The sequence below is a fragment of the Streptomyces sp. NBC_00442 genome, assembly GCF_036014195.1.
Lineage (GTDB): Bacteria > Actinomycetota > Actinomycetes > Streptomycetales > Streptomycetaceae > Streptomyces.
Map to the genome: position 1 here is coordinate 543,969 of NZ_CP107918.1, position 24,136 is coordinate 568,104.

Genomic DNA, 24,136 nt, shown 5'->3' on the forward strand with positions numbered 1-24,136 from the left:
GCCAAGGAAGGAATACCGCGGCGGAGCACGCGGTTGTGCGAGGCGGCCCCACCCCCGGGGGCCGGGAAGAGGTGTAAGTGATGGCGACCGTCGAGCTGACCAAAGAGAACTTCGACTCGGTCGTGTCCGGCAACGGATTCGTGCTGATCGACTTCTGGGCTTCCTGGTGCGGCCCGTGCCGGCAGTTCGCCCCGGTGTACGACGCCGCCTCCGAGCGCCACGAGGACCTGGTCTTCGCGAAGGTCGACACGGAGGCCCAGCAGGAGCTGGCGCAGGCCTTCGACATCCGGTCGATCCCCACGCTGATGATCGTCCGCGACAACGTGGCGGTCTTCTCACAGCCGGGCGCGCTGCCCGAGGCGGCCCTTGAGGACGTCATCGGCCAGGCCCGCGCGCTCGACATGGACGAGGTCCGCAAGTCGGTCGAGGCGGAGCAGCAGAAGTAGGCCTCCGGGCCCCGTTCCGGGCCCCGCCCCGGCAGACCCGGTCCGGCGCCCGGCGCCGTTCTCCCGGTCCCCGCGGCCCCCTCCCCGTACGGGAGGGGGCCGTCGTGGTGTCCGGAGCGGAATGCGCCATTACCGGTGGGTGCGGCCGGGGGCGGTTATCGGTCAGCTGTTCGTTCCGAGCGGTCCCCGGTGGCTCTCCGGGCTGCACGGGCCGTGCGGTCAAGATGCCAACGGACGCCAATCCACGGCCAGTTCACATCCACAGGGTTCGAGCCAGCGGACCTCCACAATGTGGCGATGCGGCGGACGTTGCGTGGTGTTCCTCCTACTCTCCGTCCTCATGCGAATCACACACCTGAGGCGTTTCAGCCTCGCCGCGGCCCTCGCCTCCTCCCTCGCCCTGTTCGGCGTGAGCCAGTCCGCAAGCGCCGACACCCCCGATGTGAGCTTCAGCGCCGACCAGACGGCGGCCACGCCCGGTGGCACGGTCAACCTGAGCATGACGTTCACGAACAACCAGACGACCGACGTGTGGTTCGTCTACCAGTCGGTGCAGCCGACGTGGGCCACCACCCAGCGCCCCGACCTCAAGTACTCGCTCGCCTCGTGTTCCGGCACGGGCGTGACCTGCACCGGGACCGGCACCACCACGGTCGGGGTCAACTACTCCGTGCCGGTCGCCCCCGGCACCAGCCGCACCGTCACCATCCCGGTACAGGTGGCGGCCGACTCCGGCTGCAACGGCAACATCGCGTTCTACTCGTACGTCTACTACGAGTACAACGACAGCCAGAGCCACAAGGACGGCGTCTTCAACTCCCCGACGATGCGCATCAACTGCGCCACTCCCGCCCCGGCCGGCGCGCACTAGGGAGCGTCGGGCAGAGCCCGTCGGCACACGGCAGACCGCCGATCCCGGCGGCCCACGATCACCGGTCGGCCCCTCCCCCCGGGTCGGCCGGTTTCGTATGTCTGAAAAGAATCGGTCGAGGCCTGGAATCGCGTGAATGTTTCGCTCGCGTGGCCGAAAACCGGATACGTCCCGGATCGCCTGGTTGTCTGGACCATTGATGGTTTGCGCCCGCGTGCGCCCCCTGGTCCGAAAGCGTTTGCCGTGCGGAGCCGCTCCGATTTTCCAGGCCCGGCGCGTAACGGCGCGATCGCTGATCAGCGCTCCCGAGGGGTCGTGCACCGGCCTGCGCCCCATCACGACGGACACAGTTTTTCGTCATGTTTCACAGTAGCCACTCGAAAACTCCTCGAAGACCCGCACTATGTGACGCAGCAGAGCGGAACGGCGGGCCCTCCTCATCGGGGCGCGGCCGTTGCGCCGTGGGCGGGGTCCGGGCTGGCAGGGGAGAGCCGAACGGACCTCCAGGGGAGGGGACTTCACCGCGTGAAGCGGAATACACATCGCAGACGCACCATCGGTCTCGCCGTTGGCACCGTGCTGCTCGCCATGGGCTTACCGGCCGCGCCGGCCTATGCGGCGACGCCCGCGCCGCGCGTCGACCTCAAGGTGCTCGTCGTCTCGGACGGCGGGCCCGCCACCGCGGCCATCACCGCCGAACTGGACGGCGAGGGCACCCCGTACACCGTCGTCGACCTGCAGCAGTCGGGCCGGCCGGTGATCAACGCGGCGTTCCTCGCGGACACCGTGAACGGCGGGCCCCGGGCCAAGTTCCAGGCCGTGGTGCTGCCGAACGACAACCCCTTCCCGGCCGGCTCGGCGGAAATGGCCGCGCTCTCGGCCTACGAGACGACCTATGCGATACCCCAGGTCGACGCCTATACCTACGCACGCCCCCAGGTCGGCCTGCAGCCGGCCGCCACCAGCGGCTACAGCGGGTCGGCGGACGGCCTCAAGGCCCAGGTGACCGCCGCCGGGCGCGGCACCGGGCCGTTCGGCTACCTGGGCGGCAGCGTTCCCTTCGAGGACAACTCGCCCTCGGTCAGCGAGAGTTACGCCTTCCTCTCCCCGCCCGCCGCGGGCGCGGACTTCACGAGCTATGTCGAGGCCCCGATCCCCGGCAGGACCGGCAACGGCAGCCTCGTGGGCGAGTACCGCCACGACGGGCGCCGCGAACTGGTCGTCACCTTCGCGTACAACCAGTACCAGGAGCAGTTCAAGCTGCTCGCGCGCGGCATCGTCGACTGGATGACGCAGGACGTGCGGCTCGGCGCCTCGCGCAACTACTTCGCGGTCCACGTGGACGACGTGTTCGCCGGGGACGACCGCTGGGACGCCACCCTCAACTGCACGCCGGGCGACGTGGACTGCCCGCCGGGCCAGGGCGTCGAGGACTCGATCCGGATGACCCCGGCGGACGTGCAGAACGCCGTCGCCTGGGAGAAGTCCCGTGGCTTCACGCTCGACCTGGCCTACAACGGCGGCGGGAGCGTCGAGTACCGCGAGAACCACGACGGCGTCGACGAGCTCGCCGACCAACTGGTGGCCGACAAGGGCGACTTCCGCTGGATCAACCACACCTACGACCACGCGTTCCTCGGGTGCGAGCAGGACGTCTCGGTCCTGCCCTGGAAGTGCGCGACCAATCCGAACGGCTCCACCAAGTACGTGAGCCAGTCCGAGATATCCAAGGAGATATCGGACAACCAGCAGTGGGCGCAGGGGGCCGGACTGCCCACCGAACCCGATGAGTTGATCACCGGCGAGCACTCCGGGATGAAGCTCCTGCCGCAGCAGCCGCAGGACAACCCGTACCTGGCTCCCGCGCTGACCGCCAACCACGTCGACTGGCTCGGCGCCGACATGTCGCGCGACCCCGAGCAGCGCCAGGTGGGCCCCGCGCTGACCGTCGCCCGCTACCCCATCAACATCTTCTACAACGCGGGACACGTCTCCGAGCAGGTCGACGAGTACAACTGGATCTACACCAGCCGCACCCAGGGCGGCAGCGGCCTCTGCGACGACCTGCCGAACACCACCTGCCTGCCGGCGCCGCTCGATCCGGCCACCGGCTACTCCGGGCACATCGTCCCCCTGGAGACGCAGACCGCGCTCGGCCACGTCCTGGGCAACGACCCCAGGCCGCACTTCATCCACCAGTCCAACCTCGCCGAGGACCGCATCGGCTACCCCGTGCTCGACGGCGTGCTCGACCAGTACAAGACGCTGTACGCGGCCAGTGCCCCGCTGGTGAACCTGCGGATGAAGGACATCGGAGCCGAGTTGCGCAACCGGGGTGCCTGGAACACCGCGGTGAAGGCCGGCCAGGTCACCGCGTACCGGATCGGCAACTCCGTGACCGTGCAGGCCCCCACGGGCGTGGCCGTCACCGCGACGATGCCGGGCGGCACCACCCAGGTCCTGACCGGCGGCACCACGCCGTTCGGCCAGGCGTACGCCGGGAGCGTGTCGGGCTGGGTGTCGCCGCAGTCCGGCCAGAGCAGCATCGCCCTGACGCTCGCTCCGGCGCCCGCCCGTGCCCTGGCACCGCGGGCACACCCCACGTCGTCCGCCGATCGTGCGGTGGCGTCGAGCACACCGCACACGCCGGTCCCCGCCGGTGTCACCAAGCCGGTTCCCTACGGCGCCGAGCGGCGCTGACACCGGTCCTCCACCACTCCGAAGGCCCGCCGCCGCCGCGGCGGCGGGCTGCCGCCGACTTCACCACCCACCGCTCTCTTCAGCCGCGGAGCGCACGCATGCACGTACCACACCGCGCGCCGCGCTCCGGCGCGGCGCGGGTCACCCTGCTCACCGAGGGCACCTATCCGCACAGCCACGGCGGGGTGAGCGTCTGGTGCGACCAGCTCGTCACCGGAATGCCCGACATAGATTTCGACATCATCGCGGTGACCGGCACCGGACGCGAAGCGACCGTCTGGGACCTTCCGCCGCACGCCGCCGAGGCCGTATCGGTCCCCATGTGGGGCCCCGCGCCCGGTGGTTCGGCCCCGCGCGGCCGACAGGAACGGCGCCTCATGACGGCGTACGAACGCTTTCTGACCGCTTTGCTCGACCCGTCGGCCGAGGACGGGTTCGGCCCGGCCCTCTACGAGATGGCGCGGGCCGCGAGGGACGGACAGCTCAGTCCCGCGCTCCGCGGCGACGCGGCGATACGGGTCATGACCGAGGTGTGGAACCGGCCGGGACTCGCCGTGCGCGAGGCCAGGCCCACCCTGCACGACGCGGTCACCGCGACCGCGCTCCTGGAGCACGCGCTGCGGCCGCTGGCCGCGACCCCGCCGAGCCAGGGCGTGTCCCACGCCGTCAGTGGCGGAGTGGCCGTGCTCCCGGGACTCGTGGGGGCCGAACTGCACGGCGTACCACTTCTGTTGACCGAGCACGGGGTCTATCTGCGCGAGCGCTATCTGGGATACCGGACCGCGCCGTACCGCTGGCCCGTCAAGGCGGTGCTGCTCGGGTTCTTCCGGCTCCTAGCCGAGGAGACGTACCGCAGGGCCGCGCTGATCACTCCGGGCAACCAGTACAACCGGCTGTGGGAGGAGCAGGGCGGGGCCGATCCCGAGCTCATACGCACCGTCTACAACGGGGTCGACCCGGCGGCGTTCCCGCCCGCGGGCCCCGAGCCCAGCGCTCCAACCCTGAGCTGGGCAGGGCGAGTCGACCCCATCAAGGACCTGGAGACCCTCATCCGCGCGTTCGCCAAGGTGCGCGCCGAACTCCCCGCGGCGAGCCTGCGCCTGTTCGGCGGCACGCCGCGCGGGGGCGAGGCCTACCGCGAGCGGTGCGAGGCGCTCGCCGACTCGCTCGGCCAGGGTGACGCGGTCACCTTCGAGGGCCGTGTCGAGGACATCAGGGACGCCTACGCCGCGGGCAACGTGGTGATGCTGTCCAGCATCAGCGAGGGCTTCCCCTTCACGTTGATCGAGGCGATGAGCTGCGGCCGGGCCACCGTTTCCACGGATGTGGGCGGGGTGCGCGAGGCGGTCGGCGAGACCGGTCTCGTGGTGCCGCCGCGCGATCCGGACGCGATGGCGGCGGCTGCCCTGGAACTCCTGGGCGATCCGGTGCGGCGGGCGGCGATGGGGGAAGCGGCACGGCTGCGCGTCGTCGAGCAGTTCACGCTGCGCCAGACCGTCGACACGTTCCGGGCGATCTACCTCGAACTGTCCGTACGCGGCGGGCTCGTCCCGGCGCGACGCAGGAACGACAGCGCGGACGCCACCATGGCGCTGCGCCTGGTGCCGGCCGGAGTGCCGGCCGACGGACTGAGCCGGGTGGCGGGGTGAGCGGGCCCATCCGTCTGGAGCCGCCCGACGGCCGCGACGACACGCTGATGCTCCGGCTCGCGACGGAGTCCACGATGACCCTGCGCCTGCCGCGCCGGCGGGCCGCACGCTGGGGCAAGGACGCCGCGGTCGACCGGCTCGCGGCCCAGCTCGCCGAGCAGATAGGGCCGGCGGTGCACGCCTACGAGGTGGCGGCGCTGCTCGAATCGGAGGGACTGACGGCCCAGCAGATCGCGGACGAGTACGGGCACGGCAACCTCTTCTCGCTCGCGGAGGACCTGTACACGCGGGTACCGCGCAGCTTCCCCGAGCCGCCCGCGGCCGCCGATCCCTGGAAGCCCGACCCGGTGCGCTGCGGTCTTCGCGGCGCCCTGTTCGCACTGCCCGGCCTCGCCTACCCGCTCACGGCCCGGCTGTGGCAGAGCGACCGGGCGGTGCTCGCCCTGGTCGTGGCGGGACTGATCTCGTGGGCCTGGGGACAGGGCCTCGGTCACCGCGCCTATCTGCGGATGGCTTCGGGACGGGCCGAGGCGGCCCGCACCCTGAGGGTCGGCGCCCCGCTCGGCGCGCTGTTCGCCTTCGTGACGGGGCTCGCGATCTCGGGGCCGAGTCCGGCGGCGTTCTTCGTGGCCGGACAGTCCTGCTATCTCGCGGCGGCGGGGATCCTGCTCGTGCTGGCTCGCGAGCGGCTCCTGCTCGCGGCGCTCACCCCGCTGATGGCGGGGGCCGCGGCGCTGGTGTTCAAGGAGCCGGGCGCGCCGCTGCGGATCGGGATCAGCGTGTTCACGCTGGCCCTGGTGGTGGCGGCCGTCGTCCACTGCCTGCGCGAGACGCTGAAGCTTCCCGCGGCCGCGGCGCCGGTGGTCCCACGGCTCGTGTCGTCGCTCCCCTACGGCCTGTTCGGGCTGGCCGCCGGGGTGCTCGTGGCGTTCGCCGGACAGCGGCATCCCCTCGCGGTGATCGCCCTCACCCTCAGCATGGGGCCCGCCGAATGGCTGCTCTACCGCTACCGGGGCCTGTCGGTCGCGGCGCTGCGCGCGACGGCCACCCCGGCCGCCTTCCGCTGGCGCTCGGCCGCCGTCCTCGGAGGCTGTCTGCTCGTCTATCTGCTCCCGCTGTTCCCCGCGGCGCTGCTCACCGGCGCCGAGCCCGCGCCACTGCTCGCGCTCGCCGCACTGCTGTGGACGGCGCTCTTGCTCCAGGCGTTCGGCATCGCCTGGCTGCCGGCCGCGGTGAGCCTGGCGGCCGCGGCCGGGGTCGCGTCGGCGAGCTTCCTCGCGCCGGTGCCGTCGCTGCTCACCGAATACCTCTGCTGTACGGCCGCCGCCCTCGTCCTGACGGGCAGCACCCTGCATCTGCTGGGACGTCCCACCGCGCACTCCTGACCCACGCACCACGGCCCGGCCCGGCACACCGGCCGCACCACGGGCCTCACCCACCGCACCTGAACGATCACCGAACGCACCGAACACTGCACCTACCGAACCACGTTGAGAGGAGCGGCAGTTGACCTCCGCACCGCTTGTCGCCGTCACCGGAGCCGAAGGCTTCATCGGCTCCCACCTCACCGAGGCCCTCGTGGCCTCGGGCCACCGCGTCCGCGCGATGGCCCAGTACAACTCCTTCTCGTCGTACGGCTGGCTGGAGACGCTGTCCGCCGACGTCCTGGACCAGGTGGACGTCGTCCTCGGTGACGTCCGCGACCCGGGTTCGGTGCGCGGCCTGATCGAAGGGGCCGAAGCCGTCTACCACTTGGCGGCCCTCATCGCGATCCCGTACTCCTATCAGGCCCCGCACAGCTATGTGGACACCAACGTCACGGGCACCCTCAACGTCCTTGAGGCGGTCCGCGCCCTGGAGACCCCGCGCCTGGTGCACACCTCGACCAGCGAGACGTACGGCACCGCGCAGACCGTCCCCATCACCGAGGACCACCCCATCAACACCCAGTCCCCGTACGCCGCTTCCAAGGCCGGCGGGGACCGGCTCGCGGACAGCTACTACGCGAGCTTCGGCACGCCCGTGGTGACGCTGCGCCCCTTCAACACCTACGGGCCGCGCCAGTCCATGCGGGCCGTGATCCCCACCGTCATCGGCCAGGTCGCGTCCGGCTCGCGCACCATCACCCTCGGCGATCTGCGTCCCACGCGTGACTTCACGTACGCCGCGGACACCGCGCGGGCGTTCCTCGCGGTGGGCACCGCCCCCGCCGAGCGGGTGGTGGGACGGACGTTCAACGCGGGGACCGGCACCGAGATCTCGGTCGGGGACCTGGTGCGGCTCATCGGCAAGGTGATGGGCGCCGAGCTCGACGTCCGCGAGGACGATCAGCGCATCAGACCCGCCAACTCCGAAGTGATGCGTCTGGTCGCGGACGCGAGCCGGCTCGCCGAAGCAACCGGCTGGCAGCCGGGGTTCGGCCTGGAGTCGGGCCTTGAGCGGACCGCGGAGTTCTTCCGCGACCCGGGCAACCTCGCGCGCTACAAGACCGGCATCTACAACATCTGACTCTGCAGTCCCCACTCTCAGGGAGGCTCCCATGCACGCAGTGATACTGGCCGGAGGCAAGGGTGTCCGGCTGCGGCCGTACACCACGGCGCTGCCCAAGCCGCTGGTCCCGATCGGCGACCAGCACGCGATCCTGGAGATCGTGCTGCGGCAGCTCGCGGCCGCCGGATTCACCAGCTGCACCATCGCCATCGGCCACCTGGGCCACATCATCCGTGCCTACGTGGGCGACGGCGAACGCTGGGGCCTGAAGATCGACTACAGCACCGAGGAGAGCCCCCTGGGCACCATCGGCCCCCTGCTCACCATGCGCGAGCGGCTGCCCGAGTCCTTCCTCGTCATGAACGGGGACATCCTCACCGACCTCGACTACGCGGACGTACTCACCCGGCACCGGGCCAGCGGGGCGCCGCTGACGATCGCCACCTACGCGCGGAAGGTCCACATCGACTTCGGCGTGCTGACCACCGACGACACCAAGGTGGTGGGCTTCACCGAGAAGCCCAGCATGGACTACCGGGTCTCGATGGGGGTGTACGGCCTGTCCCTGGACACGCTCGCGCACTACACCCCGGGCCTCCCGCTGGGCTTCGACGAGCTGGTCCTCGACCTGCTCAAGGCCGAAACCCCGCCGCACGCCTACGCGTTCGAGGGCTACTGGCTCGACATAGGCCGCCCGGACGACTACGACCGGGCGAACGCCGAGTTCACCACCCACCGCTCCCTGTTGCTCAAGGGGGCCTGACCGTCCCATGCGCATCCTCGTACTGGGTCACAGCGGCTACCTGGGCGGCCATGTCGCCCGGGAGCTGCGCGCCCTGCCCGGCGTGCAGTTCCTCAGCGGCGGGCGGGGGCCCCGCGCCGACCTCGCCGTGGACCTCGCCACCGTCACCCCGGGGCCGCTCGCCGAGCTGCTCTTCTCCGTCGCCCCCGACGCCGTCGTCAACTGCGCGGGGGCGGTCGGCCCACAGCCCGTGGCGCTGGCCGAACTCAACGTACGGGCGCCCGCCGTGCTGTGCGCGGCGCTGCGGGAGGCCGCGCCCCGCGCGCGGCTCGTCCACCTCGGTTCGGCCGCCGAGTACGGGCCGACCGGGATCGGGGAGCGCGTCACCGAGCGGTCGGCGACGCATCCCACCACGCTGTACGGCGCCACCAAACTGGCGGGCACCTTGGCCGTGACCTCCTCGGGTCTGGACGCGGTGGTGTTGCGGATCACCAACCCGGTCGGTCCCGGCGCGCCCGCCGCGGGGCTGCCGGGCCGGCTCGCCCGCCGGCTGCGCGACCTCGAACCGCACTCCGTGGTGCGGCTCGGTGACCTCTCCGCGCACCGCGACTTCGTCGACGCGCGGGACGTCGCCCACGCCGCGGTCCTCGCGGCGACCGGCGGCACCCCGCTGCCTCCGGTACTCAACGTGGCGGCCGGACAAGCCGTCCCCGTAAGGGAGTTGGTGCGCGAGCTCGCACGCGTCGCCGGGTTCCAGGGCCAAATCGAGGAGGACGCCGAGGGCTCGGACCGTTCGGCGGGCGTGCCGTGGCAGTGCTCCGATCCCGCCGCGGCGCGCACCGCGCTCGGCTGGTCCGCCCGGCACTCGCTCGCCGACTCGGTGTCCGCGCTGTGGACGGCCGTCCGGGCCGAGCCCGACCGGGAACCGGTGCACTGATGCTGCTGGTTCCGCTCTATGTCCACCCCGCCGAGGACCCGGTCGCCTGGCAGCGGCTCGCCGAGGCGGCGTCCGGCCTGTACGGGGTGGTGCTCAACGCCGCGGACGGGCCGGGCGAGCTGCCCGACCCGGCGTTCACGGGTCCGGTCGAGGCGCTGCGCGCGGCCGGTGTCCGGGTGCTCGGCTACGTCGATCTCGACTACGGCGCGCGCTCCCTGGCCGACGTGGTGCGCGACATCGAGCGCCACCGCGACTGGTACGGGGCGGACGGGTTCTTCCTGGACCGGGCCCCCGCCGACCGCACCGGCCTGCCGTTCGTGCGCCGCGTCGCCCGTGCCGCCCGGCACGCCGGCGGGGCGAACCTGGTGCTCAATCCCGGCGTGCACCCCGCGCCGGGATATCTGAAGGTGGCCGATCTGATCGTCACCTTCGAGGGACACTGGTCGACCTATGTGTCCACCTTCACCAGGCCCGGCTGGGCCGACCGGCAGCCGCCGGAGCGCCTGTGCCACCTGGTGTACGGCGTGCCCGACGCGTTTCTCGCGCTCGCCCTGCGCACGGCGGGCGAGCGCGGCGCGGGCGTGTGCTGCGTGGTCGGGCGCGAGTTGCCCAATCCGTGGGCGGCGCTGCCGCCCGTGCTTCCCGGAAAGACACCATGAACCGCACCCAGGCCCGTACGCCGACGGCGCTCCTGTCCACCGCCGTCGCCCTTCTGCTCCTCGCCACGGCCTGCTCGTCCGGCGCGTCCGACGACGACGCGGACGGCCCGGACGAGCCCACGCCGACCACGAGCGCGCACGCCCCTGCCCCTTCCCGCCCCGCCTCTCCCGGCGCCCCCGCGCCCAGCCGGTCCGCCGCCTCGCCGTCGCCCGCCTCTCCCTCCCCTTCGGGGAGCGGTCCGGCCAAGGCGACGATCTGGCGGCCCAGGCCCGGCACCGCATGGCAGTGGCAGCTCAACGGCCGGGTCAACGAGGGCCCCGATGTGCCGGTGTACGACATCGACGGCTTCGAGAACACCGCGGCCGACGTCGCCGCGCTGCACCGCGAGGGCCGCAAGGCGATCTGCTACATCAACGCGGGCGCCTGGGAGAACTTCCGGCCCGACAAGGAGGACTTCCCCGCCGGGGTGCGGGGCGAGAACAACGGGTGGGACGGCGAGCGCTGGCTGGACATCCGGCGCATCGACGTGTTGCGGCCCTTGATGGAGCGCCGCTTCGACATGTGCAAGGAGAAGGGCTTCGACGGGGTGGAGCCGGACCTCATGGACGGCTACCTCAACAAGACGGGCTTTCCGCTCACGGCGGCCGACCAGCTCGCCTACAACCGCATGCTCTCCACGATCGCGCATGCGCGGGGCCTCGCGGTGGGACTCAAGAACGACCTCCAGCAGGTCCCGGAACTGGTGCCGGCCTTCGAGTTCGCGGTCAACGAACAGTGCGCGCAGTACGACGAGTGCGCCCTGCTCACGCCGTTCGTGAAGGCCGACAAGGCGGTGTTCCACGTCGAGTACGAGCTGCCGACCAAGGACTTCTGCGCCGAGTCCGACAAGCTCGGGCTCTCCTCGATGCGCAAGAACCTCAAGCTGGACGTCTGGCGGCAGCCCTGCTGAGCGCCGGCCCCGTCGTCGGCCGGGTCGGCCACGTCAGCCGAGGAGCACCGCGATCAGGGAGAGGGACGCCATCGAGAGCAGCGTCGAGAGCAGCACGGTGTCCCGGGCCAGCGCGGTGTCGAGCCGGTACTCGGAGGCGAAGATGAACGCGTTCTGCGCCGTGGGCAGCCCGGAGCAGAGCACCACCGCGAACAGCTCGTGGCCGCCGAGCCCGAAGACCCACCTCCCCAGCACATAGGCGAGCAGCGGCTGGACGGCGGTCTTCAAGGTGACGAGCAGGGTGCGCTCGGCCCGCTCCCCCGGGTCGGACGCGGCCCTGCCGGTGAGCGACATGCCGAGCGCGAACAGGGCGGCGGGAACGGCCCCGCCGCCGAGGATGGTGAGCGGTGAGGTCACGGCGGCGGGGAGCTTCAGGCCGAGCGCGGCGACGGCCACGCCCGCGATCGAAGCCCCCACCACCGGGTTGCGGACGGGGAGTTGGAGCATCCGCAGCCAGGGCCTGTCCGCGTCGCGGCGTACGTCGAGCTCTATGAGCACGAGGATCACGGGCGTGATGAACAGCATTTGGAAGAGGGCCGCGGCCACGATGAACGACGTGTCGTGCAGGACCTGCACGGCGACCGGGATGCCGAGGTTCGCGGAGTTGATGTAGGAGGCGGCCATCGCGCCGATCGCCTGCTCGGCCTTCTTGCGCCGGAACAGCCGCGCGCTCACCATGAGCCCCGCGGCGAACACGGCGAGCAGGCTGAGGGCGAAGACCGCCACGCCGGGCTGAGCGAGCTCGCCGGGCCGCGACTTCGCCATGGTCAGAAACAGCAGCGCGGGCATGGCGAAGGTGAACGCGAAACGACCCAGGACGTGTTGCGCCTGGTCGCCCAGCAGGTTGAACCGCCCGGCTGCCCAGCCGAACGCGGTGATGATCCAGATGGGCAGAAAGCCGGAGGCGACCGAGTGCACGTTCCCAGGATGCCCGAGCGGTGTCCGCCGCTCGCGACCGGGGTCGCGCCGCTCAGAAGGGGTGGTCCGCCGGTTCTCGGCGCACGGTGGTCCAGCGCAGTTCGGTGAACGCCTCCAGGTTGGCCGAGCCTCCGAAGCGGGCGCCCGTCCCGGACGCCGCGATCCCGCCGAAGGGCGCGACCGCCTCGTCGTTGACGGTCTGGTCGTTGATGTGGGCGATCCCGGTCGGGATGCGGTCGGCGAGTTCCAGGCCCAGCGCGGTGTCACGGGTGACGATGCCGAGCGAGAGGCCGTAGGGGCCGGCGGCGGCCAGGACCGCGGCCTCGTCGAGGGTGGCGAAGGGGCGTACCGGTGCGACCGGCCCGAAGACCTCTTCGGCGTAGGCCGGGGTGTGGTCGTCGACATCGGCGAGGACGGTGGGGCGGTGGAACAGGTCCTGGTGGGTTCCGCCGGCGGCCAGGCGGGCGCCGCGCGCCGTGCTGGACGCCACCAGGTCCTTGATCTTGGCGAGTTGGGCGCGGTCGATGACGGGTCCGAGGTGGACCTGCTCCCGGTAGGGGTCGCCGACGGCCAGCGCGTCGGCCTTGGCGGCGAGCCGCTCCACGTACTCCTCGTAGAGGGAAGCGTGCACGAGGTGGCGGCCGGTGGTCATGCAGATCTGGCCCTGGTGGAAGAAGGATCCCCAGGTGGCCTGGGCTATCGCGCCCTCGATGTCGGCGTCGGCGAGCACGACGAGAGCGGAGTTGCCGCCCAACTCCAGGTGTGCGCGCTTGAGTCGACGCCCGGCGGCCTCGCCGACGCGGCGCCCGGCCGCAGTCGATCCGGTGAACGAGATGACGGGGACCAGCGGGTCGGCGACGAGCGCCTGCCCGGTCCCTGCGCCCCCCGGCAGGACGTGGAGCAGCCCTTCGGGCAGGCCCGCCTCCGCGAAGACGGCCCCGAGCGCGAGCCCGCCGCACACCGCGGTGCGCGGGTCGGGCTTGAGCAGGACCGCGTTGCCGAGCGCGAGCGCCGGGGCGACGGAACGGATGGAGAGGATGAGCGGGGCGTTGAACGGCGCTATCACCGCGGTCACCCCGACCGGCACCCGGCGGGTGTAGGAGAGCCGCGGCTGCTCGCTCGGCAGCACCTCGCCGAGCGGCCGGGAGGCGAGGGCCGCCGCCTCGTAGCATTCCTGGGCCGCCACATGGAGCTCGAAGTCGGCCTTGCCCGGCACCGATCCGGACTCGCGGATCAGCCATGCGCGCAGCTCGTCGGCGTGGTGGGCGAAGAGGTCGCCCGCCCGGCGCAGGACCGCCGCCCGTACGAAGTGCGGGGTGCGCGCCCAGGCGGACTGGGCCGCGGCGGCGCACCTGGCCGCCGCGCCGACATCGCCGTCAGCGGCCAGGCTCACGACACCGAGCGATTCCCCGGTGGCGGGCTCCACGACCTCCCGCTCACCCCCGAGGAGCGGGGTGGGCTGCCACGTCTTGGGGTCGAGCAGGTTCATGAAACAACTCCCGTCACGTCTCGTCCGGCCTCGGGTCGTCCTGCCTCGGGTCTGTTCAGCGCTCCAGGACGAGGGCGATGCCCTGACCCACGCCGATGCACAGCGCGGCGAGTCCGGTGCCCGAGCCGGCGGCGGCGAGCTGGTGGGCGACGGCCCCGGCGAGCCGGGCGCCGGAGGCGCCGAGCGGGTGGCCGATCGCGATGGCACCGCCCCGGGGGTTGACCACGGCGGGGTCCAGGCCGGGCCACGCGGCGAGGCAGCCGAGCGCCTGGGCGGCGAACGCCTCGTTCAGCTCGAAGGTGGTGAGGTCGCCGAACTCCTTGCCCGCCTTGGTGAGCGCCCTGCGGACGGCCTCCACGGGGCCGAGCCCGAACAGCTGGGGTTCGATGCCGGTCACGGCGGAGCTGCGGATGCGGGCGAGCGGCTCGCGGCCGGTGGCGCGCAGCCCCTCCTCGTCGACCAGGAGCAGAGCGGCGGCTCCGTCGTTGAGCGGGGAGGCGTTGCCCGCGGTGACCGAACCGTCCGTGCGGAAGGCGGGCTTGAGCCGGGCGAGCGCCTCCGGGGTGGAGGACTCGCGGATGCACTCGTCGCGCACCAGGTCGATGCCCTCGTACGGGACGACCTCGCCGTCGTACAGACCCTTGGCCCAGGCGTCGGCGGCCTTGCGGTGGCTGTCGAGGGCGAACGCGTCCTGCTGTTCGCGGGTGATGCCGTGCCGGTCGGCGACGAGTTCGGCTCCCTCGCCGAGCGCGACCGTCCACTGGGCGGGCATCCTCGGGTTGGTCATGCGCCAGCCGAGCGTGGTCGAGTACATCTGCTGGTGGCCGGCGGGATAAGCGCGCTCGGGCTTTTGGACCACGAAGGGCGCGCGGGACATCGACTCGACGCCACCCGCCACCGCGATGGAGGCGTCGCCCACGGCGATCGCGCGGGCCGCCTGGATCACGGCTTCCAGACCCGAGCCGCACAGCCGGTTCACGGTGACGCCGGGCACCGAGACGGGCAGCCCGGACAGGAGCACCGCCATGCGGGCCACGTCGCGGTTGTCCTCGCCCGCGCCGTTCGCGTCGCCGAAGTACACGTCGTCGATGCGCGCGGGGTCGAGGTCCGGGGCACGGTCCACCAGCGACGCGACCACGTGGGCGGCGAGGTCGTCGGGCCGTACGGAGGCGAGCGCGCCGCCGAACTTTCCGATCGGGGTGCGGACGGCGTCGACGATGTACACGTCGCGGATGCTCATCGGGTCTCTCCCACGGATCTCTTCAGCGCTCCGAGGCCGCGGTGGCGTCCCGTTCGCCCAGTGAAGTGATGTTCATGAAGGGTCGCGCCCGAGTCTCTGCTGCCCCGCCGTCCGCTGTCAACGGACCCCGGAAAGAGGGGTTCAGCGGCGCGGTGACCCCGGCACCTCCCTGACCACGGCCGACAGGCCGATGTCGAGTTCGGACCCGTCGACGAGCAGCGCCTCCACCGCGCGCGTGGCGGAGTCGATCTCGGCCTCGATGCCGTGGCCGGCGTAGCGCGGGTATCCCGAGACACCCGTCTCCCCGGTCGCCTCGACGACGGCGGACCGCACGGCGCTGTCCGCGACCGATGCGCTCCCCCGGTCATCGACGTGTTCGGGCACGAGCAGGATCTCGAAGCGCCGCGGGTGACGGCTCGCGTGGTGCGGTTGGTTGCTCATGCTCCGACGCTAGACACGCGGCGCCCCGGCCGCACCCCGCCGCACCGGCCGCGGCCGTCAGCTCGATTCGCGCGGCAGTGCCCGTGCGCCCATCAGGTCGTGTCGTTCCGGCGCGCCGTCGGGGTCGCGGACCACGCGGTCGACCAGCTCGGCCAGGTGGCGGCCGGTCACCATCTCCACATGGACGGTGCTGAGGCGGGGGCGCAGCAGCCTGCCGAGGAGCAGGTCGTCGGCGCCGATCACGGAGACGGCTCCCGGGACATCGATGTCAGCGTCCTGGAGGGCGCGCATCAGGAGCATCGCGTACTCGTCGTTGTAGGCGAACACCGCGTCAAGGCCCAACTCCCGCCAGTGGCCCGCGAGTTCGGCCGCGGATTCCTCCGTGTAGGCCATCGTCACCGGCTCGACCGCGGCGTCGGTGCCGTGCACCGCCTTGCGGGCGCCGGCCAGGCGCGGCTCGGAGAAGAGTTCCAGGCCGGGTTCGGCGGGCATCAGGACGCCGATGCGGCGGCGGCCCCGGTCGCGGAGGTGGGCGACGGCGCTCTCGCCGATCTCGCGCTGGTCCATGACGAGCGCGTGGGCGCCCTCGACGCGCTGCGGCCCGAGGGTGATGACCGCCCGTGCGCCGGAGCGCTTGAGCAGCTGGACGCCCTGCGGAGTGAGGGCGATCTCGCCCAGGGACACCACGGCGACGGGCCTCAGCTCGGCCCACGCGCGGGCCGCGTCGTCCCCGCTCAGGCCGAGGCTTCCGTACTGGACGACCGTGTAGTCGAGCCGGCGCAGCTCCCACTGGAGCTCGTTGAAGAACCGGCTGTAGAGCGGGCCGACCGGGATGTGCGCGGTGGGCAGCAGCACGATCCGGGTGTGCCCGGCGCGCAGGCTGCGGGCCGCGGCGTGGGGCACGTACCCCAGCTCCTCGGCGGCGGCGCGGACCTTGATCCGGGTGGGTTCGCTGATCCGCACGGCCGAGGTGTTGTTGAGCACGTAGCTGACGGTCGCCCGGGAGACCCCGGCCAGGCGGGCCACATCGGCACTGGTCGGGACGGGACGGTCGGCAGGCTGCTTGGGTGTCTGGCTCATCGCGCTCGGCATCCTTCCAGACGCGTACCGGCCGGGGTCTAGCGGATGGCGTGAATTCGATGCTACACAGTGGTTACACGAGAAACTGACACGTGTCACCACGGCTTCGCACCGCACCGGGCCAGGGGTGTCACCAGGCGGTCCCGACCACCCGGAGCCGGCCGTTCCGGCCGGTCGGGGCCGCCGCACCGGACCGCTCGTGCACCCTCGTCCGCCTCATTCCCTCTCGGAGGGCAGCGTGGCTCTTTCCTCTCCGGGCACCGGCATTCCGGTGCCCGTCACCGCTCCGGCTCCCCGCCCCGCACGCGGGCTGCTGCCGCTGCTCCTGCTCGGCAACACCGCCATGTACGCGCTCTACATAGGCGTGCCCGGCGTGCTGCTCGCGCTGCAGATCGAGCACATCGACGCGGCGCACAAGGTCGCCGGCTTCGGGCTCGTGTCGGGTGTCTCCGCGATCTTCGCGACGGTGTTCAACCCCGTCGCGGGAGCCCTCTCCGACCGCTCGGGGCGCCGCAATCCCTGGATCCTCGGCGGCGGGCTGCTGGCCCTGCCCGTGATGTTCCTGCTGGGCACGGTCCATACGATTGCGCTGGTCACCATCGTGTGGTGCCTGGGCCAGGCCGTCCTCAACGTGTACCAGGCCGCCCTCACCTCGGTCGTGCCCGACCGGGTACCGATGGCCGCACGCGGAAGGGCGTCGGCCGCCGTCGGGCTCGGGTTGCCGTTCGGATCCGTCGTCGGCGCCCTGCTCGGCGCCGCCTTCTCCGACCACTACCGCACCGGCTACCTGATCTTCGGCGCGCTCCTCGCCGCCACCGCGGTGGTCTTCACCGCGGGCACCCGCGAGGAGCGACGGCCGGCCAAGGCCCCGCTGCCATTCGCGAGACAGCTCGCGGCGTTCACCGGAGCGCTGAGGAACCACGATTTCCGCTGGGCGTTCATCGGCCGGGCGCTCCTCGTCCTCGGCTACTTCTCGGTGGCCGGATATCAGCTCTACATCCTCCAGGACCACACCCGGCTGCCGTCGGGGCTCTCGCCCGAGCACGCGGTGGCGATCCTCATGCCGGTCAACGCGGTCGCCATGGTGGTCTCGACCGTGCTCGGCGGCTGGCTCTCCGACCGCTACGACCGGCGCAAGCTGTTCGTCGGGGCGTCGGCCGCGCTCTCCGCGGCGGCCCTGGTCATCCCTGCCGTCTCGCCGGGCTGGACCGCGATGATCGCCTTCTCGGTCGTCAACGGCCTCGGCTTCGGCTGCTACATGGCGGTCGACACCGCGCTGGTCACCCTGGTCCTGCCGAAGGCCGAGGACGCCGCCCGCGACATGGGGGTACTGAACGTGGCCAACGCCGGTCCGCAGATCATCGCCCCGTTCGCGGCTTCGCTGATCGTCTCGCTCAGCGGCGGCTACACCGCCCTGTTCCTGGCCGGGGCGGCCCTCTCGGTCCTGGGCGCGCTCGCGGTGCGCCCGATCAGGTCCGTGCGCTGAGCCGCCAGGACCGGGGGCCGGGCGCATTCAGGAGACGCGCGCCGCCCGCCCCCGGACTCCCATCCGTACGGGCCCGGCCCGGCACGCACCTGACGAGCGCGCCGCGTCCGGACCCGTATCCGTACGGGTTCGGGGCAGGCACGCACCTGACAGCGCGCACCGGCCCACGATCCGTACCCCATACGGATACGGGGCAGGCACGCACCTGAGGGCGCGCCGGCCCACGACCCGTATCCGTACGGCCCCGGGGCGGGCCCACGCCTGACCGTGGCGCCCGCCCCGGAGCCGTACACCGCCGTACACCCACTGCCCGAAAGCACCACCCGCACCGAAAGGCATCACCGTGCAGCTCAACACCCGGACCTGGGGCGAGGGCGACCGCGTCGCACTCCTGATTCACGGGATCATGGCCGACCACCGCACCTGGCGGAAGGTCGGGCCCGCGCTCGCCGCACGGGGCTACCGCGTCGTCGCGGTCGACCTGCGCGGCCACGGAGCGAGCGGGCGCGGCGCGTACACCGCCGAGCTGTTCGCCGACGATCTCGTGGAAACCCTTCCGGCCGGTGCCGAGTTGGCGATCGGCCACTCCCTCGGCGGGCTCTCCCTTTCGCTCGCCGCCGAGCGGCTCCGGCCGTCCCGCGCGGTGTACTCGGACCCGGCGTGGTCGGTCGGCCCGCCTCAGAACGGGCCGAGTGCGCAGAGCATCAGCCCGGACCTGTTCGCCCAGTTCAAGTCGGCGACCCGGGAGATGGTCGCGGGCCTCAACCCGCGCTGGGAGGACGAGGACATCGACATCGAGCTGGAGACCCTGAAGGTCTGGGACGAGAACACCGCGTTCGGCCTGGCCGCGATGTTCGGCGCGGACCTGGCCCCCGCGAAGGCGGTCGTCCCCTCGCTCGTCCAGCTCGCCGACGCGAGCTTCCTGTACGACGCCGCCGAAGTGGCCCGCCTCCAGGCGCGCGGCTTCGAGGTCCGTACGGTCAAGGGCGCCGGGCACACGATCCACCGTGACGACTTCGAGGGGTTCATGGCCTCCCTCGACGGCTGGATCTGACCACGGCGCCCGGCGCCGGGCGGATCAGGCCGGGAGCGCGTCGACCGTCGGGACCACGGTGCCGAAGAGGTCGGTGACCGTGGTGAGCGCGGCGCGCTGGAGCGCCGCGGCGGGCAGGACGCTGCCGTCCGGGGCGGGAAGCGCCCGGGTGGCGGTGGCCTCGGCGACGACGGTGGGCCGGTAGCCGAGGTTGAAGGCGCCCTGGGCCGTGTAGTTGACGCACATGTGGGTCATGAACCCAGCGATGACCAGCTCCTTTCCGCTGCCCGGCGCGGCACCGAGGTCGGTGAGGACCTTTTCGAGTTCCGTTTGGTGGAAGGAGTTGGGGAACTGCTTGACGACGACCGGCTCGCCCTCCTTCGGGGCCACCTCGTCGCTGATGGCACCGATGTGGGCGCGGATGTCGTACGGGCCGTTCTCCCCGCCGTCGTTGATGATGTGGACGACCGGTGTTCCGGCGGTGCGGGCGCGCTCCAGCAGCCGGGCCCCGGCCGCCAGCGCCTCCTCCGCGCCGTCCAGGGTCATCACGCCGCTGCGGTAGGTGTTCTGGAAGTCGACCATGATCAGGACGGCCTGGCTCAGCCGGGGCGGCCGGCTGTCGAGGCCGACCACCTCGCGCAGGGTGGCGGAGGGACGGTCCACGGGGGTCTGCTGGGTGCTCATCAGGGGCCTTTCGCAAGGGAGTTGATACGGAAGAGAAAAGGACATCGGGTTCGGGCCTCGCCGGGTACGGGGCCTCGCCGGGTACGGCGTACCGGGTATCGGATCGGGAGTCGGGCATGGCAAGGCTGTCCGGCTCGGGTCGGGTCGGCTCGGGTCGGTTCGGTTCGGGTCGGTTCGGTTCGGGCGCGGCCGGGGCGCAGGGTGGGGTGGTGTTCTGGTGACGGCGCGTCAGGCGCGCCGGGTGCGGAAGCGACGGCGGTAGGCGGCGGGAGTGGTGGCGAGTTGTCGCCGGAAGGCCCGGTGCAGGGTTTCGACCGAGCCGAGTCCGGCCTCGCCCGCGATCTCGTCGAGCGGACCGTCGGTGGTTTCGAGGAGCCGGCGGGCCGCCTCGACGCGGGCCGCCTCGACATAGGCGGCGGGGCCCGCGCCGGTCTCCTGCTTGAAGACGCGGGCGAAGTGCCGCTCGCTCAGGCACATGCGCGCGGCGAGCGTCTGCGCGGAGAGCTCCTCGTCGAGGTGGTCGGCGATCCACAGGCGCAGCTCGTCGATGTCCCGCCGGGAGGTGGCGGGCCGGCTGAGCGGCACGGAGAACTGGCTCTGGCCGCCCTGCCGCCGGAGGTACATGACCAACTGCCGCGCCACGGCGAGAGCGACGTCCTCGCCGTGGTCCTCGGCGACGAGCGCGAGCGCGAGGTCGAGGCAGGCGCTGATCCCGGCGCCGGTCCAGGTGCGCCCCTGGTCGGTGCGTACGAAGATCGGGTCGGGGTCGACCGTGACGGCCGGATGGTCGGCGGCGAGCTGGGCGGCGGTCGACCAGTGGGTGGTCGCCGTCCGCCCGTCGAGCAGTCCGGCCGCGGCCAGGACGTGGGCACCGACGCACACCGACGCGACGCGCCGGGCATGCGGGGCGGTCTCCTTGACCCAGGCCACGACCGCCGGGTCGACGCGGGCCACGGGGCCCGCGTCGGTGAGATCGACCGCGCCGGGCACGAGCAGGGTGTCCACGCGCGCGCCGACCTCCTCGAAGGACAGATCGGTGAGCAGTCGCACCCCTGCCGAGGTGCGCACCTCGCCGCCGTCGGACCCGGCGAGCCGCACCTCGTATCCGGCGCGGCCCGCGGTCTCCCGGTTGGCCAGGGCGAAGACCTCGGCCGGGCCGGTGACGTCGAGGAGGTCGACATCGGGGAAGACCGCGATGACGACCCGGTGCGAAGTGGGCATGGCCCCATCGTCGCTGGCGTCGGCGGTGGCCGCAATGACGATTACCTGTCACATCCGGACATGGGTGCGGGTCTGGGCCGGAGCCCCAGCGACCCCGGCTTCTGGGGCGAAGCCCCAGCGACTCCGGCCCTCGGGGCGGACCGTGCGTGGCCGGGCGCGCAGTTCCCCGAGCCCCCCGACCACTCTGCCGCCGGCCCGCATGCCCCCTCAGCCCGCCGCCGACGCCTCCGCATACTCCTCGTGGATCTCGCGCGGCCCGAAAGGCCACACCTTCTCGAAGCGCGCCCACACCGCGAAGGCGACGCAGCCGAGCACGAGCCAGGCCAGCGACCATTCGATGGGGTGGCGGCCCGGCGAGTTCTTGTCCGAGTAGCCGTAGATGGTGAGCCAGCCGATCAGGGCGACCAGGCTCGGCAGCGGGTACAGCCACATCCGGTACGGGCGCCGCAGGCCCGGCTGCCGCTTGCGCAGCACCGTGACGGCGAGGATCTGGGCGAGCGCCTGCACGATGACCATCACCGTGGTGAGGAGCTGGATGAGGGTGGTCAGATCGGTACGGCGGCCGATCATGAAGCCGATGGCGGTGATGACGCCCATGGTGGCGAGGCCCAGCACGGGAAAGCGGTGGCGGGAATGCAGCTTGGCGTAGGGGCGGAAGAACACCTTGTCGCGTGCGGCGTCGTACGGCACCCGTGAGCCGCCGAGCAGCCCGGCGAAGACGGAGGCGAACGCGGTGATCAGGATGAGCACGGTCACCACGTCGGCGGCGCCCTTGCCCCAGGCCTTCTCCAGGACCGCGGAGGCCACCGAGGACGAGGCGATGTCGTCGGGGTCCAGCATCCGGTGGTAGTCGATCACACCGAGCGTGCCGATCTGGAGCAGCAGATAGATCGCCATGATGCCGAAGATCGAGTAGATGATGGAGCGCGGAAGCGTGCGCCCCGGGTCCTTGATCTCGGCGCCCATGTAGGCGGTGGTGTTGTAGCCGAGGTAGTCGTAGATGCCGATGGTGAGCCCCGCGGCGAAGCCGACCCAGAAGTGACCGCTCGTCAACTCGAAGGCGCCGGAAGGGTAGTGGAAGGCGAGCTGGGGGCTGAAGTCGGTGGCCGCGGCGATGATCACGAGGCTCACCGAGGCGATCATCACGACCCACATCACGGCGGTGATCCTCGCGATGTTCTCGATGCCACGCCACAGCAGCAGTACCACGAGGGCGATCATGCCGAGCCCGATCACGTCACCGGCGGTCCTGTTCAGGCCCGGCGCGAGGTAGCCGAGGTACTGCACGAACCCGACGACGCCGGTGGACATGGCCAGCGGGATGAAGAGCATCGCCGTCCATACGAACAGGAACGGCATGAGGCGGCCGGTGCGGTACTGGAACGCCTGGCGCAGATAGACGTAGCTGCCGCCGGAGCCGGGGAGCGAGGCGCCGAGTTCGGCCCAGATCAGGCCGTCGGCGAGGGCCAGGATCGCGCCCGCCACGAAGCCGATGACGGCCTGCGGACCGCCGAAGGCGGCGACCATCAGCGGGATGGTCACGAAGGGGCCGATGCCGCACATCTGACTCATGTTGATGGCGGTGGCCTGGAAGAGTCCGATCCGGCGGACGAAGCCGCCGGTGGGCGGAGGGGTTGCGGACACGGGGTCCTCCCTGGCTGATGTCGGGAAAAGGAAGCTACTGCCGATGCACCGGCACGGGGACTCCCCCGACAGGGGGCGTGATTAAGTTAGGTACCTTTACTTTCACGGTCAAGGGGCCGTCCACGACCGGAGGGGGCCGATGCGTGAGAATGATGCGATGAGCAGCAGCGACGAGGGTGGCGACCTGCCCTGGAACCCGCAGCGGCAGCGCAGTTCCAACGAACGTCTGCTGCTCGACCGGCTCCGCGCGCAGGGGCCCGCCTCCCGGGCCCAACTGGCCCGCGACACGGGCCTGTCCAAGCCCACCGTGTCCAGCGCGCTGGCCTCGCTCGAAGGCGCGGGTCTGGTGCGGGAGGCGGGCACGATCACCCCCGAGCGCGGCCGGGCCGCGGTGCTCTACGCGCCCGATCCGACCGCCGGTCACGCACTCGGCATCGACATCGGCCGGGCCTGGCTGCGGGTGGCACTGGCCGACCTCGACGGCACCGTCGTGGCCCGCTCCGAGGTCCGCAACCACGCCCGCACCTCGGCCACCATGGCGGACCTGGTGGTGACCAGCGCGCACCGGCTCATCCAGGCGTCGGGCGTGGACGCGGACCGGGTCACCCAGGCGGTGGTCGGCACGCCCGGCGTGTTCGACGCCGACAAGCGGCGCGTGCGCTACGCCCAACACCTGCCGGGCTGGGGCAGACCCGGCCTGTTCGACCAGATGCGGGAGCGCCTCGGCATTCCCCTGACGGTGCACAACGACGCGAACCTCGCCGCGCTCGGCGAGTACACCTTCGGCGTCGGCGCGGGCAGCAGGCTCTTCGTGTACGTCATGATCGGCACCGGTCTCGGCATGGGCGTGGTCAGCGACGGCCGGCTCTTCACCGGGGCGCACGGCGGCGCCGGGGAGATCGGCTTCCTGCCGTGGCCCGGCCGGCACAAGCCCGACACCCTGGAGGGAGCCGTCTCCGGCGACGCGGTCGTCGAGGCGGCCCGCTCGCTCGGGATGGCGGGCCCGCTCACCGCGAAGGACGTCTTCGACGCGGCGCGGGCCGGAACGCGTCCCGCGATCGAGGCGGTTCAGCTGGAGGGCGAACGGATCGCGCACACCGTCGCCGTGGTCGCCGCCGTTCTCGACCCCGACCTGGTGGTGCTCGGCGGCGGCGTCGGACACAGTGCCGACCTGCTGCTGCGCCCCGTCAGGGAGACGCTGCGCACGCTGACGCCGCTGCGGCCGAAGGTGGCGCCGAGTTCGCTCGGGGAGGACGCGGTGCTGCTCGGCGCGGTCGCCACGGCCCTCGGCACCGCGCGGGACGTGGCCTTCGAGCGGCGCGCCGCGCACTGACGGCACCCGGTCGGCCCAGCCGCGTTTGACCCGCGCTACCCGGCTGCCCAGTGTCGACCTGTCGACGCGACGCGCGTGACGGAA

At 72.1% G+C, this 24,136-nt stretch carries 21 protein-coding genes; 13 read left to right on the plus strand and 8 right to left on the minus strand.

Annotation, left to right across the window (positions count from 1 at the left end; genetic code table 11):
* Positions 1–80 precede the first annotated feature (80 nt).
* The 10 genes from trxA to OG432_RS02545 all read left to right on the plus strand — a co-directional run bounded on the left by trxA (position 81) and on the right by OG432_RS02545 (position 11,444).
* A complete protein-coding gene (gene trxA, locus OG432_RS02500; RefSeq protein ID WP_328307237.1) occupies positions 81–446 on the plus strand; it encodes a thioredoxin in 366 nt (121 codons plus the stop codon).
* Between the two features lie 340 nt (positions 447–786).
* Complete coding sequence (locus OG432_RS02505) at positions 787–1,317, plus strand: hypothetical protein (protein WP_328307239.1); 531 nt, start codon at positions 787–789, stop codon at positions 1,315–1,317.
* Positions 1,318–1,905: 588 nt separating this feature from the next.
* The gene (locus OG432_RS02510) at positions 1,906–4,017 is read left to right on the plus strand and encodes a hypothetical protein (RefSeq protein WP_328314975.1); all 2,112 of its coding nucleotides are present in this window, start codon (positions 1,906–1,908) and stop codon (positions 4,015–4,017) included.
* Positions 4,018–4,115: 98 nt separating this feature from the next.
* Complete coding sequence (gene pelF / locus OG432_RS02515; protein WP_328307241.1) at positions 4,116–5,666, plus strand: GT4 family glycosyltransferase PelF; 1,551 nt, start codon at positions 4,116–4,118, stop codon at positions 5,664–5,666.
* Entirely contained in the window at positions 5,663–7,051 is a 1,389-nt protein-coding gene (locus tag OG432_RS02520; RefSeq protein WP_328307243.1) for a hypothetical protein, read from the plus strand. The genes pelF and OG432_RS02520 overlap by 4 nt, the downstream gene beginning before the upstream one ends.
* A gap of 121 nt (positions 7,052–7,172) precedes the next feature.
* Positions 7,173–8,174 (plus strand): SDR family NAD(P)-dependent oxidoreductase, encoded by a 1,002-nt coding sequence (locus OG432_RS02525; RefSeq protein WP_328307245.1) that lies wholly within the window; start codon positions 7,173–7,175, stop codon positions 8,172–8,174.
* A gap of 31 nt (positions 8,175–8,205) precedes the next feature.
* A complete protein-coding gene (locus OG432_RS02530) occupies positions 8,206–8,919 on the plus strand; it encodes a nucleotidyltransferase family protein (RefSeq protein WP_328307247.1) in 714 nt (237 codons plus the stop codon).
* Positions 8,920–8,926: 7 nt separating this feature from the next.
* The gene (locus OG432_RS02535; RefSeq protein WP_328307248.1) at positions 8,927–9,835 is read left to right on the plus strand and encodes an NAD-dependent epimerase/dehydratase family protein; all 909 of its coding nucleotides are present in this window, start codon (positions 8,927–8,929) and stop codon (positions 9,833–9,835) included.
* Positions 9,832–10,494, plus strand: coding sequence for a spherulation-specific family 4 protein (locus OG432_RS02540; RefSeq protein ID WP_443058542.1), 663 nt, complete (start codon positions 9,832–9,834; stop codon positions 10,492–10,494). The genes OG432_RS02535 and OG432_RS02540 overlap by 4 nt, the downstream gene beginning before the upstream one ends.
* Positions 10,491–11,444: an endo alpha-1,4 polygalactosaminidase gene (locus OG432_RS02545; RefSeq protein WP_328307251.1), complete on the plus strand. Its 954-nt coding sequence runs from the start codon at positions 10,491–10,493 to the stop codon at positions 11,442–11,444. Before OG432_RS02540 ends, OG432_RS02545 begins: the two co-directional genes overlap by 4 nt.
* Before the next feature lie 33 nt (positions 11,445–11,477).
* Here OG432_RS02545 and OG432_RS02550 read toward each other — a convergent pair whose 3' ends face one another.
* From OG432_RS02550 to OG432_RS02570, 5 genes are all read right to left on the minus strand, one after another.
* Entirely contained in the window at positions 11,478–12,401 is a 924-nt protein-coding gene (locus OG432_RS02550; protein WP_328307253.1) for an AEC family transporter, read from the minus strand.
* A 52-nt stretch (positions 12,402–12,453) separates the two neighbouring features.
* Positions 12,454–13,890, minus strand: a complete 1,437-nt coding sequence (locus OG432_RS02555; protein WP_328307255.1) for an aldehyde dehydrogenase family protein — start codon at positions 13,888–13,890, stop codon at positions 12,454–12,456.
* A gap of 55 nt (positions 13,891–13,945) precedes the next feature.
* On the minus strand, positions 13,946–15,130 hold the full coding sequence (locus OG432_RS02560; protein WP_328307257.1) for a thiolase family protein: 1,185 nt from the start codon (positions 15,128–15,130) through the stop codon (positions 13,946–13,948).
* A 141-nt stretch (positions 15,131–15,271) separates the two neighbouring features.
* Complete coding sequence (locus OG432_RS02565; protein WP_328307258.1) at positions 15,272–15,571, minus strand: hypothetical protein; 300 nt, start codon at positions 15,569–15,571, stop codon at positions 15,272–15,274.
* Between the two features lie 57 nt (positions 15,572–15,628).
* Positions 15,629–16,651, minus strand: coding sequence for a LacI family DNA-binding transcriptional regulator (locus OG432_RS02570; protein ID WP_328307259.1), 1,023 nt, complete (start codon positions 16,649–16,651; stop codon positions 15,629–15,631).
* 238 nt (positions 16,652–16,889) lie between these two features.
* Between OG432_RS02570 and OG432_RS02575 the strand changes: the two genes are divergently transcribed.
* Entirely contained in the window at positions 16,890–18,137 is a 1,248-nt protein-coding gene (locus OG432_RS02575) for an MFS transporter (RefSeq protein ID WP_328307263.1), read from the plus strand.
* Positions 18,138–18,480: 343 nt separating this feature from the next.
* On the plus strand, positions 18,481–19,191 hold the full coding sequence (locus OG432_RS02580; protein ID WP_328307266.1) for an alpha/beta fold hydrolase: 711 nt from the start codon (positions 18,481–18,483) through the stop codon (positions 19,189–19,191).
* 24 nt (positions 19,192–19,215) lie between these two features.
* Here the strand turns inward: OG432_RS02580 and OG432_RS02585 are convergent, their stop codons facing one another.
* From OG432_RS02585 to OG432_RS02595, 3 genes are all read right to left on the minus strand, one after another.
* Positions 19,216–19,854 carry a cysteine hydrolase family protein gene (locus OG432_RS02585; protein WP_328307268.1) on the minus strand — a complete coding sequence of 213 codons (639 nt, stop codon included), beginning with the start codon at positions 19,852–19,854 and terminating at the stop codon, positions 19,216–19,218.
* Between the two features lie 228 nt (positions 19,855–20,082).
* Entirely contained in the window at positions 20,083–21,075 is a 993-nt protein-coding gene (locus OG432_RS02590) for a GlxA family transcriptional regulator (RefSeq protein WP_328307270.1), read from the minus strand.
* A gap of 207 nt (positions 21,076–21,282) precedes the next feature.
* On the minus strand, positions 21,283–22,719 hold the full coding sequence (locus OG432_RS02595) for an APC family permease (protein WP_328307272.1): 1,437 nt from the start codon (positions 22,717–22,719) through the stop codon (positions 21,283–21,285).
* 157 nt (positions 22,720–22,876) lie between these two features.
* On the opposite strand from OG432_RS02595, the gene OG432_RS02600 reads away from it, so the two are divergent.
* Entirely contained in the window at positions 22,877–24,052 is a 1,176-nt protein-coding gene (locus OG432_RS02600; protein WP_328307274.1) for an ROK family transcriptional regulator, read from the plus strand.
* Positions 24,053–24,136: the final 84 nt, after the last annotated feature.

Excerpts from the sequence above, each read along its gene's own strand:
- OG432_RS02590 (WP_328307270.1), bottom strand. The coding sequence starts at position 21,075 with ATGCCCACTTCGCACCGGGTCGTCATCGCGGTCTTCCCCGATGTCGAC.
- trxA (WP_328307237.1), top strand. The coding sequence starts at position 81 with ATGGCGACCGTCGAGCTGACCAAAGAGAACTTCGACTCGGTCGTGTCC.
- OG432_RS02555 (WP_328307255.1), bottom strand. The coding sequence starts at position 13,890 with ATGAACCTGCTCGACCCCAAGACGTGGCAGCCCACCCCGCTCCTCGGG.
- OG432_RS02510 (WP_328314975.1), top strand. The coding sequence starts at position 1,906 with ATGGGCTTACCGGCCGCGCCGGCCTATGCGGCGACGCCCGCGCCGCGC.
- OG432_RS02585 (WP_328307268.1), bottom strand. The coding sequence starts at position 19,854 with ATGAGCACCCAGCAGACCCCCGTGGACCGTCCCTCCGCCACCCTGCGC.
- OG432_RS02570 (WP_328307259.1), bottom strand. The coding sequence starts at position 16,651 with ATGAGCCAGACACCCAAGCAGCCTGCCGACCGTCCCGTCCCGACCAGT.
- OG432_RS02530 (WP_328307247.1), top strand. The coding sequence starts at position 8,206 with ATGCACGCAGTGATACTGGCCGGAGGCAAGGGTGTCCGGCTGCGGCCG.
- OG432_RS02505 (WP_328307239.1), top strand. The coding sequence starts at position 787 with ATGCGAATCACACACCTGAGGCGTTTCAGCCTCGCCGCGGCCCTCGCC.
- OG432_RS02545 (WP_328307251.1), top strand. The coding sequence starts at position 10,491 with ATGAACCGCACCCAGGCCCGTACGCCGACGGCGCTCCTGTCCACCGCC.
- OG432_RS02565 (WP_328307258.1), bottom strand. The coding sequence starts at position 15,571 with ATGAGCAACCAACCGCACCACGCGAGCCGTCACCCGCGGCGCTTCGAG.
- pelF (WP_328307241.1), top strand. The coding sequence starts at position 4,116 with ATGCACGTACCACACCGCGCGCCGCGCTCCGGCGCGGCGCGGGTCACC.
- OG432_RS02560 (WP_328307257.1), bottom strand. The coding sequence starts at position 15,130 with ATGAGCATCCGCGACGTGTACATCGTCGACGCCGTCCGCACCCCGATC.
- OG432_RS02600 (WP_328307274.1), top strand. The coding sequence starts at position 22,877 with ATGAGCAGCAGCGACGAGGGTGGCGACCTGCCCTGGAACCCGCAGCGG.
- OG432_RS02535 (WP_328307248.1), top strand. The coding sequence starts at position 8,927 with ATGCGCATCCTCGTACTGGGTCACAGCGGCTACCTGGGCGGCCATGTC.